The sequence below is a fragment of the Oleiphilus sp. HI0080 genome (assembly GCF_001635135.1).
Map to the genome: position 1 here is coordinate 1 of NZ_LWFU01000206.1, position 8494 is coordinate 8494.

Annotated in this window: 11 protein-coding genes; 5 read left to right on the plus strand and 6 right to left on the minus strand. The window is 47.8% G+C overall.

The window, feature by feature from the left end; all coding sequences use genetic code 11:
* Positions 1 to 604: hypothetical protein (locus A3751_RS22530; RefSeq protein ID WP_197466117.1), on the plus strand; the 604-nt coding region annotated here is incomplete at its 5' end.
* On the opposite strand, the gene pdxH is transcribed toward A3751_RS22530, so the two are convergent.
* From pdxH to A3751_RS02250, 5 genes are all read right to left on the minus strand, one after another.
* Positions 553 to 1161 carry a pyridoxamine 5'-phosphate oxidase gene (gene pdxH / locus A3751_RS02230; RefSeq protein ID WP_231871834.1) on the minus strand — a complete coding sequence of 203 codons (609 nt, stop codon included), beginning with the start codon at positions 1159 to 1161 and terminating at the stop codon, positions 553 to 555. The two genes, A3751_RS22530 and pdxH, sit on opposite strands and share 52 nt — an antisense overlap.
* 84 nt (positions 1162 to 1245) lie before the next feature.
* Positions 1246 to 1695 (minus strand): DoxX family protein, encoded by a 450-nt coding sequence (locus tag A3751_RS02235; protein WP_068451614.1) that lies wholly within the window; start codon positions 1693 to 1695, stop codon positions 1246 to 1248.
* Entirely contained in the window at positions 1696 to 2532 is an 837-nt protein-coding gene (locus A3751_RS02240; RefSeq protein WP_068451617.1) for a putative DNA-binding domain-containing protein, read from the minus strand.
* Positions 2522 to 3388 carry a DUF692 domain-containing protein gene (locus A3751_RS02245; protein ID WP_068451620.1) on the minus strand — a complete coding sequence of 289 codons (867 nt, stop codon included), beginning with the start codon at positions 3386 to 3388 and terminating at the stop codon, positions 2522 to 2524. Before A3751_RS02245 ends, A3751_RS02240 begins: the two co-directional genes overlap by 11 nt.
* Before the next feature lie 27 nt (positions 3389 to 3415).
* The gene (locus tag A3751_RS02250) at positions 3416 to 3673 is read right to left on the minus strand and encodes a DUF2282 domain-containing protein (RefSeq protein WP_068451624.1); all 258 of its coding nucleotides are present in this window, start codon (positions 3671 to 3673) and stop codon (positions 3416 to 3418) included.
* A gap of 275 nt (positions 3674 to 3948) precedes the next feature.
* Between A3751_RS02250 and A3751_RS02255 the strand changes: the two genes are divergently transcribed.
* The 3 genes from A3751_RS02255 to A3751_RS02265 all read left to right on the plus strand — a co-directional run bounded on the left by A3751_RS02255 (position 3949) and on the right by A3751_RS02265 (position 6050).
* On the plus strand, positions 3949 to 4299 hold the full coding sequence (locus A3751_RS02255; protein ID WP_068451627.1) for a rhodanese-like domain-containing protein: 351 nt from the start codon (positions 3949 to 3951) through the stop codon (positions 4297 to 4299).
* 40 nt (positions 4300 to 4339) lie between these two features.
* Entirely contained in the window at positions 4340 to 4999 is a 660-nt protein-coding gene (locus A3751_RS02260) for a DsbA family protein (RefSeq protein ID WP_068451630.1), read from the plus strand.
* A 235-nt stretch (positions 5000 to 5234) separates the two neighbouring features.
* Positions 5235 to 6050 carry a carboxylesterase gene (locus tag A3751_RS02265; protein WP_068451634.1) on the plus strand — a complete coding sequence of 272 codons (816 nt, stop codon included), beginning with the start codon at positions 5235 to 5237 and terminating at the stop codon, positions 6048 to 6050.
* Here A3751_RS02265 and thiI read toward each other — a convergent pair.
* A complete protein-coding gene (gene thiI, locus A3751_RS02270; RefSeq protein WP_068451637.1) occupies positions 6023 to 7483 on the minus strand; it encodes a tRNA uracil 4-sulfurtransferase ThiI in 1461 nt (486 codons plus the stop codon). The genes A3751_RS02265 and thiI overlap by 28 nt on opposite strands.
* 141 nt (positions 7484 to 7624) lie before the next feature.
* Here thiI and ppnN point away from each other — a divergent pair.
* Positions 7625 to 8494: nucleotide 5'-monophosphate nucleosidase PpnN (gene ppnN, locus A3751_RS02275; protein ID WP_156492203.1), on the plus strand; the 870-nt coding region annotated here is incomplete at its 3' end.

Consider the following 8494-nt stretch of genomic DNA (forward strand, 5'->3'; position numbering starts at 1 on the left):
TGAAGCAGACTACATAAAGCGCTCAAATGAGCGCATTTCGGCACTGCAACAAGACGTTGCCGAGCGTGAACGAGCAACGCAAAACAAAGCGAAAGAGTTATTGGCGCGAGAGCAGCAGTTAGCAGAGCAACAATTGCTGTTAGAAAAGCGTGAGCAGATTTTCGAAACGCAGCGCCACCGCCAACGCTTGGCCAAACGAAACAAAGCTTCTTTAATTGCACCTCTGCTACTTATTACCTGCGTTGCAGCGGGCTATTTCGCCTATGAGCAGATAGACCAGCAGCGTCAGTATTTCCAACAAGTAAAAGTTGCCGAAGCGCACGTCGATAAGCTGTCGAGAGTACTAAACATTACGCAGGAGCGCATGGTGTCAAACACGAGTACTATTGAAGAACGAAATGCGCAGCTTGCACAAACGCAATCCAAGCTGGAGTCTCTAGAGGCGGAATTTTCCCGCCTTCAAAACGAAGCGCGTGCGACGAACGTGACCACATCAACACACACCAGAGCAAAACTTTTGGAACTACTCCTTTTTACACCGACGGCCGAGACTCAAGGGGCCAACCTGGAAATACTCCAACCGCCCTCGTCGGATTTACGATAAACCAAACGATCATGCAAGCGGCTTTCGCGTCCTTGCCAAAACTCAATCGACACTGGCTTGATTCGATAACCACCCCAGAATGAGGGCAAGGGAATCGAGCCCTGCTTAAACTTTTCAGCCGCCTCCCGGTACTTCTGTTCTAGAAATCCACGAGATTCAATCACGTCGCTTTGATCACTACACCAAGCGCCAATTTGACTGCCTCTTGGCCTTCCGGCGAAATATTTAAACGAGTCAACACTCGAAATTTTTTCGATGCTTCCCTCTATTCGAACCTGGCGGTTTAAAGGCAACCAAGGAAACAGCATCGCTACTTGTGCGTTGCCCTTAATCTCTTTTGCTTTGCGGCTGTTGTAGTTGGTGAAAAACACAAAGCCCTCATCGTCAAACAACTTTAGGAGTACTGTTCGAACGGATGGAAATCCATCAGCAGTCGCCGTTGCCAAACTAAAGGCGTTTGCGTCCTCAATGCCAGCCTCTTTCGCTTGCGCGTACCAAAGCTCGAATTGTTTGACCGGATTTAAATTCATGGAGGAATCATCGATTCCTTCACTCATATACTCTCTGCGATGATCGCCTATGTCCACACATCTACCCCAATGCTTGTTGTCTCGATATTACGCGTGAAATGCCCACAAAGATCAAGCCTTCCACTTGCGCGCGATAAAGTGATCGATCGACAAGCGCCCCGGACCGTAAAAAAACACACTCAAAAGCACCGCACCCCAGAAGTAATGATCATTCATGCCCGCGGGGCTAATATCTGGATAACTGATTGCAGCAACCGCATTCAAGATAAACAAACCGCCGGCCGCGACGCGCGTCCCTAAACCAAGGACAAGCAGGACAGGAAACAACAGCTCGGCACCTGTCGCCATATAGGCAGCCATTGTGGAAGGAATCAAAGGTACCGCGTACTCATAGGCAAACAAATCCAGCGTAGAACTCCAAGACGCAATCTTACTCATCCCAGCCGCCCAAAATACTTGAGCCATAGCCAATCGAAAAACAACCGATAAGCCGTCCTGCGCCTGGTTGATAATACGGATACCTCCAGATACAAATGATGCGATAGTCTCAGTCGTACTCATTTAAAACCTCCTATTACTCTGTCTCAGGTCGCTCGAATTACCGGCTTCACAAAGCAATCCAAGATTTATAAACAATGACAAGCTAGTGCTCAGCTGCTCAATGGCAAAGTCATCTTCTTTTTCACAGGCGATCAACGCGCGCTCAAAAGCCTGCTCCAGCGTCTGTGGTTGATCTGGTGTTTGACGAAAAGCTTTAAGTAAAAAGCGATCGATGCGATTGAGCGCTTTGGTCTCAACACGAAGGCCCGTCCGCCAAATCAACATGCATTCAGCGCCTTGATCGAGCTGGAAATTTTCCTCATTACGCCCTTCACGCGCGCGCTCATTGAACTGCCAGAGCTGGAAAATCGGATAATCGGAGTCAATCAACACGACGCTTGGGTGCAACATAAAGCGCGCGTCTGGGCTCGAACTCAACATCGATTGCAGATGGCTTGCATCGATTGCTTGCGCATCCTTGCAATGAAATGCCATGTGCCAGGCCCAATCGACAGAGACTAAATCCGGGATGTAGGGGTAGGCCGCCAGAGGTTTGAAATCGCGACAAAATTGAGAGAATTGCGCCCCGTAGTGATCTAAACTCCAAGATCTCGAAGGGTTCAATTTTATATATCGACGCGAAAGCGCATCAAAAAATGTGTCGCCCAAGGCCGTCTTCACTCTTGGAAAAATATCCCCCAATGCGGCAACAAGATTGCCCGTGACACTGCCCATGTAGATCTCGAATTGTTGCGTCGGACTGAGCCGCCCACTTGCTTGAATCAGCCGATCTGCTTCGTCTAACTGGCCGGAGTAAACGCCACGGATAAATGCGTCCTGGAGGTGTTCAAGCGACATCACGCGCAGCCTCCCAAAATACCGACGCTTTTTTCATCTCATCTAAAAGCACTGAGTACTCGGGAATATTAGTATCCCATTCAATCAAGGTCGGAACACGACCAAAACGCGCCAAAGCTGCCGCGTAGAGTGTCCAAACATTGTCATGCACCGAGGCTCCATGCGTGTCGAGTAAGTGCGAGCCCTGATCTTCAAAACCTGCCAAATGCAGCTCTCTTATCCGACATGCAGGAAGACGTGTGAGGTAATCAAAGGCATCAAAGTTGTGATTTTTTGCACTAACGTAAATATTGTTGAGGTCGCATAAAAGCAAACAGTCTGCTTGCTCTACAACCTCACATAAAAACTCAACTTCGCTGAGATAGCTTTCACCAAATTGCAGATAGCTCGACACATTCTCGATCAATATCTGCCGACCCAAGCGCTCTTGCACCTGCTGTATTCGCTCTGCAATATGTCGCGCAGCAAGCTCGGTATATGGCATTGGAAAAAGGTCATGACCGTGAATGCCCGAGGCGCTGCTCCAGCACAAATGGTCGGAAACAAGCTGCGGATCGAATTGCTTTACCAAACGGGCCAAGCGCTGAAGATAATCCTCGTTTAGCGGGTCGGTTGATCCTAAAGACAAACCAACACCATGAAAACTCAATGGAAAACGTTCGGCTATCTGCCCCAAATAATATAGCGGCATGCCGCCATCACCGAGATAGTTATCGGTCAATGCCTCAAACCACTCTGGACTGATACTAGAGCTGGAATCAGGATTAGAATCAGAAGTGAGAATATCCTGATAATGTTTCGCGCGTAGACCGAGTCCTAAGCCCTCTAGCTTTTGATCTGATACTTTCGAACCCATAGACCCGACCCCGCGCCAAAGCAGTACTTACTTAACTTTGCCGCCTACAATTTTTTTGCACGTTCCTTCTGGCACATACACCCACTCTTCTGGATCGCCATCGGTCGCAGCTTGGCCTGCACAGCTGTGCTTGCTAGTACCACAATCGTTCATGCCTGCTTTCGCGATACCCTGACATTTCTCGAAACCCGGCTTGCCTGCAAGTGCATCTGAAGATGCGCCCATTACGCCTAAAGTTACTAAGCCTGCAATTGTTGATTTAGTGAGTTTGCTTACTGTTGTCATCTCTTGATCCTCTCAAAGTTATTTGTTTTGGAATGCGCTATTTTTTAACACAGTCGCAAGTAGAGACTCGGCGCTTTGCGAGAAGTTCATATTTTTTTTGTTTTTGCATCACAGGCACAAGCAATTCAGAAGACGAACTAAAGCTTTTACTTATGCCTTTTCTACAACAAGATCTGACGTTAGATCGGGAGTAAGCGATCCGTTACACTTTCCTGATACTCGTGCATAATGACTCTGCATCCATCATAGAGTTCTCAAAGAGAGAAGAGCCATACATGATTATATCCATTCCGCAATTGATTCAGGAAGCGCGAACCAACTTAAATTGCGCAACCGCCAGTGAATGCCTGAATGACCTTCCTAAGAAGGCGATCATCATTGATGTCAGGGAACCTGGTGAAGTAGCTGAAGTAAGCGCTCCCAAGTCCGTCAATATTCCTCGCGGCGTAATTGAAATGAAAATTGGAGAGCACGCTTGCTCAGCAGACACGCCGATCTATATTCATTGTTCCACTGGAGCACGTGCGACACTGGCCGCCGAGCAACTTCAAAGAGTGGGCTATACCAACGTAATAGTCATTACCTGCGCTCTTGATCAAGTCTTGTCCGCACAAGCAGACAATTAATTCAAACCGTACATTCTCAGTAAAACGAGGTAGAGATTTTATGAGCCCCCCGATTGTAATCGACTACTACACTGATCTGCTTTGCGTCTGGGCTTGGATTGCTCAGCGTCGACTGGACGAACTACATGAACAATTTGGTGACCAGATTGCCATCAACCACTATTACATTGATCTTTTTGGTGACGTCGCTAAGAGAATAGAGCTGCAATGGACGGAGCGAGGCAGTTATGAAGGATTTGCTCAACACGTAATGCATGCAGTGCAACCATACGACAATGCGACAGTTAACGACCGTCTCTGGACAGAAGTTCGACCAAGCACTTCTGCTAATGCACATATGTTTATCAAAGCGATTTCACTCAGCTATGGACAAGACAAGGCAAAGGCCTTCGCTTTGACGCTAAGGCAAGCTTTCTTTATGCAAGCGTTAGATATATCTCAGATACCCGTTTTGCTGGAGATCGCAAAACAACACGGGCTGGAGGTCAACCGACTAAGAACGAGCATAGATAACGGCACAGCGTTAGCAATGCTACTCTCTGACTATCGAAAGGCGAGCCAACAAAATATCGCGGGAAGCCCAAGTTTTGTTATGAACAACAATCGACAAGTACTATACGGTAATGTTGGGTATCGGGTACTGCACGCTAATGTTGAGGAGCTTTTGAAAAATCCGGAGCACGAAGCTAGCTGGTGTTGATGTAGAGTTCTCACACTCAACTGCCGCAAAAAGCCTTATCCTCCAACAGATCAAAATACACTGCTCGCCCCTTATGGCGTAGTCAGTATCGTAGACCGACACCTATGAGGAGGAGGTTCCTAGAGGAAATAAAGAATCTGCACTGAAATGGGGCTCGTGTGACCGTTTTTCGATGATTTAATAGCTTGAATTCAAAGGCGTGCATGACGAAAATACGCGATCAAGGAGTAGTATCATGACATCACTTATTTTCGTGCATGGATTTTGGACAACCCCCCGTATATGGGAACAGTATCAGAATTATTTTCATGCGCTTGGCTATCAGACGAAAGCGCTTGCACTGCCCCAGCATTTTTCTCGAAACCAGCCGCAACATCCCGAAGGTCTGAGTCTTGTTGACTACTTGGATTATCTAGAAGAAGAGTTTCGCGCCATCGCTATCAATGGTGGCAAAATCGTTGTCGCTGGTCACGGTATGGGTGCCGTTTTGGCGCTTCAGTTGGCTATGCGTGTTGATCCTGACGCATTACTGCTCCTTTCGCCCGAGGCGCCTTCTCCTATCGGTTCCGCACTTCCTCCAGCCCGAGCGCTTGTTGATACATGCACTACCCCCTTCTTTTGGAAACGGGGTATTAAGCCGACATTCCGCGCGGCACGAAATCTTCTGTTCAATAAACTCAATGATGAGACGGCGAAGAAATTCTATGGGTATCTCTGTTACGAATCAGGCCTAGCCATTCATCAGACCTGGTTTTGGTACCTTAATACTAAATCGAGTGCATCTATAGAGCGCGAAAAAATCTCCTGCCCCATCATGACCATCGCCGGTAGCGATGATCAATATTGCTCACCAAGAGTTGCACGACGTCTGGCTCGCCATCTTGGCCAGGGCCGTCACTTTCATCGTTTACAGGGCTTTGGGCATATGCTGCCTTTAGAAGACAAGAGCTTCACCGCTGCTAGGCAAATACACGTTTGGCTTTGTTGGCAGCTAGGGATGCAAAGCAACCCTAGCAATCAGCATCAGGGCTTAAATACAGCGACTGTATAACCCATGCCTTTCAGGTGGCTTGCATGCAGCTGGCTCATGGTGCCTTTCTCACAATAGATCAAGTAGCGCTGGGACTTATCCAAGCGCTCTACCTCACTCATTAACTCATAAAACGGGATGTGCACGATCTCGTTATTTGTCAGCGTCAATGGTGCTTTTATTAGCTCCTCAGCGCCTCGAATATCAATCACCACATCGCCAACATGAGGCAGATTTGTCACCTCGACATCGACGATGTTTTTCTGCTGTCGCATGACCTGATCAATCTTCATAAAATATGCGTCTTCAACCGCTTGCTTGAGCACGTCAAAATCGAATTTCGATTCTTCCTCCAAGACGCGATCCAGCTTCGCACAGGTTGTTGGGCGATCTGAAATCACACCGCAGTATTCAGGCATATTTTTCGCAAACTCTTCCGTCCCAATGTCGGTCGAAAGACGAATAATATCCTGCTTATCCATGGTAATCAGCGGACGTAGCACCAGCGTTTCACACACCTTATCAATTACGTTCAGATTAGTGATTGTCTGGCTCGACACCTGAGAAACCGACTCTCCGGTAACAAGCGCTTGAATATTCAGTTGATCCGCCACCTCTTGTGCCGCGCGCATCATCATCCGCTTCAGTATCACCCCCATGTGGGAGTGATTAACATTCTTCAGAATCTCGGCGACCACGCCTTCAAACGGCACCGTCACAAACTGAACACGATGTGAACGACCATATTTTTCCCAAAGATACAGCGAAACCTGCTTCACGCCGATTTCGTGCGCATCTCCGCCGAGATTGAAAAAACAGAAGTGCGTTTTCAAACCGCGCTTCATCGTCAAATAGCTGGATACCGTCGAATCAAATCCGCCAGAAATTAGGGACAACACCGGTTCTTGCGTGCCAATAGGGAAACCACCCAAGCCCTCATACCGTTCGGCAATGGCATACAAGGTTTGGTCACGTATTTCGAGCTTGATCGCCACATCCGGCTCTCTTAATTCCACTCGAGATGCTTTGGTGTTCTGAAGAAAGGCACCGCCAAGATAACGTTCTAGATCCGTAGATGCGAAGCTGTGCTGCCCTGCGCGCTTCACGCGAACCACAAAGCTCTTCCCGCTTACTTGATCGCCATAAGTTTTAATACAGATGTCTGCAATATCTTCAAAACGATCGTCAATCCCTTCAAGTTCATGGCTCTCTACTTTAAGAATATTTGCGATCCCCGGAATGCGCTGCAAGGCAGCGATCAGTTTTGGCTCATCTGCCGCGTAGTCCGGCAGTAAACGCACCTCGATCTTATCCCAAAAACCTTGCACTTTAGCGCCATCGGTTTCTTTTGATAGAACAACCTGTACGTTTTGACGTAGCTGTTTTACCAAGCGTTGGCGCACGGGTTTGCTCTTGATGGTGATTTCTGGAAAAAGTTTGACGATAAATTTCATGGCAGCTCTCAAACCAAATTTTTTAGGCGGCGTATTCTATATGAAATAAAGATCAAAGTTGCGCCAATTTACACTTCTTCACTCGCGCGTGCCGCTATACTGAGAGAGATCATGCAGCAAACGTAGTATTGGAGACAAATAATGACAAAGAAAGGAATAGACGCTCGTGTAACGCCAAAAGGCAGTATGGACATACTGTCACGGCACGAGGTCAGTCTGCTGCGCAACAAAAAAAACAGGCACCTTCAAGAAACTTTTCGACGCTGCGCACTCGCGGTGCTGAATTCCGGTTCGATTAGCGATGACGGCGAGAGCCTGCTAAAAGCCTACAAGAATTTCGCTATTCAGGTTATTCAGCAGCCTCGTGGCATTAAACTAGACATAAAAAGCGCGCCTGAAAACGCCTTTGTTGACGGAGATATGATTCAGGGCATCAACAATCATTTGTTTTCAGTCGTGCGCGACATTATCTATACCGAGAATGTCCTGATCAAAAACAACAACCTGAATCTAAAATACTCAGAACACATTACCAACTTTATTTTCCATCTATTGCGCAACGCGAACCTTCTAAAAACCAACTGCGAGACAGACATCGTGGTCTGCTGGGGCGGGCATTCGATCGGTCGAACCGAATACGATTACACCAAAGAGGTGGGCTATCAGCTTGGGCTGCGCGCACTGAATATTTGCACTGGCTGCGGACCCGGAGCGATGAAAGGCCCAATGAAGGGAGCAGCCGTTGGCCATGCAAAACAGCGTCATGCCCTTGGTCGCTACATAGGCGTCACCGAACCGGGCATTATCGCGGCAGAATCGCCTAACCCAATCGTAAATGAGTTGACCATTTTGCCCGACATCGAAAAACGACTCGAAGCGTTTGTGCGCTTGGGACATGCAATCATCGTATTTCCCGGTGGTGTTGGAACGGCAGAAGAGATTCTCTATATTCTGGGCGTACTCTTACACCCAAAAAACCGCGATATGCCTTTCCCCTTGGTTTTCAGTGGC

Excerpts from the sequence above, each read along its gene's own strand:
- A3751_RS02255 (WP_068451627.1), top strand. The coding sequence starts at position 3,949 with ATGATTATATCCATTCCGCAATTGATTCAGGAAGCGCGAACCAACTTA.
- A3751_RS02250 (WP_068451624.1), bottom strand. The coding sequence starts at position 3,673 with ATGACAACAGTAAGCAAACTCACTAAATCAACAATTGCAGGCTTAGTA.
- pdxH (WP_231871834.1), bottom strand. The coding sequence starts at position 1,161 with ATGAGTGAAGGAATCGATGATTCCTCCATGAATTTAAATCCGGTCAAA.
- A3751_RS02235 (WP_068451614.1), bottom strand. The coding sequence starts at position 1,695 with ATGAGTACGACTGAGACTATCGCATCATTTGTATCTGGAGGTATCCGT.
- A3751_RS02265 (WP_068451634.1), top strand. The coding sequence starts at position 5,235 with ATGACATCACTTATTTTCGTGCATGGATTTTGGACAACCCCCCGTATA.
- A3751_RS02240 (WP_068451617.1), bottom strand. The coding sequence starts at position 2,532 with ATGTCGCTTGAACACCTCCAGGACGCATTTATCCGTGGCGTTTACTCC.
- thiI (WP_068451637.1), bottom strand. The coding sequence starts at position 7,483 with ATGAAATTTATCGTCAAACTTTTTCCAGAAATCACCATCAAGAGCAAA.
- A3751_RS02260 (WP_068451630.1), top strand. The coding sequence starts at position 4,340 with ATGAGCCCCCCGATTGTAATCGACTACTACACTGATCTGCTTTGCGTC.
- A3751_RS02245 (WP_068451620.1), bottom strand. The coding sequence starts at position 3,388 with ATGGGTTCGAAAGTATCAGATCAAAAGCTAGAGGGCTTAGGACTCGGT.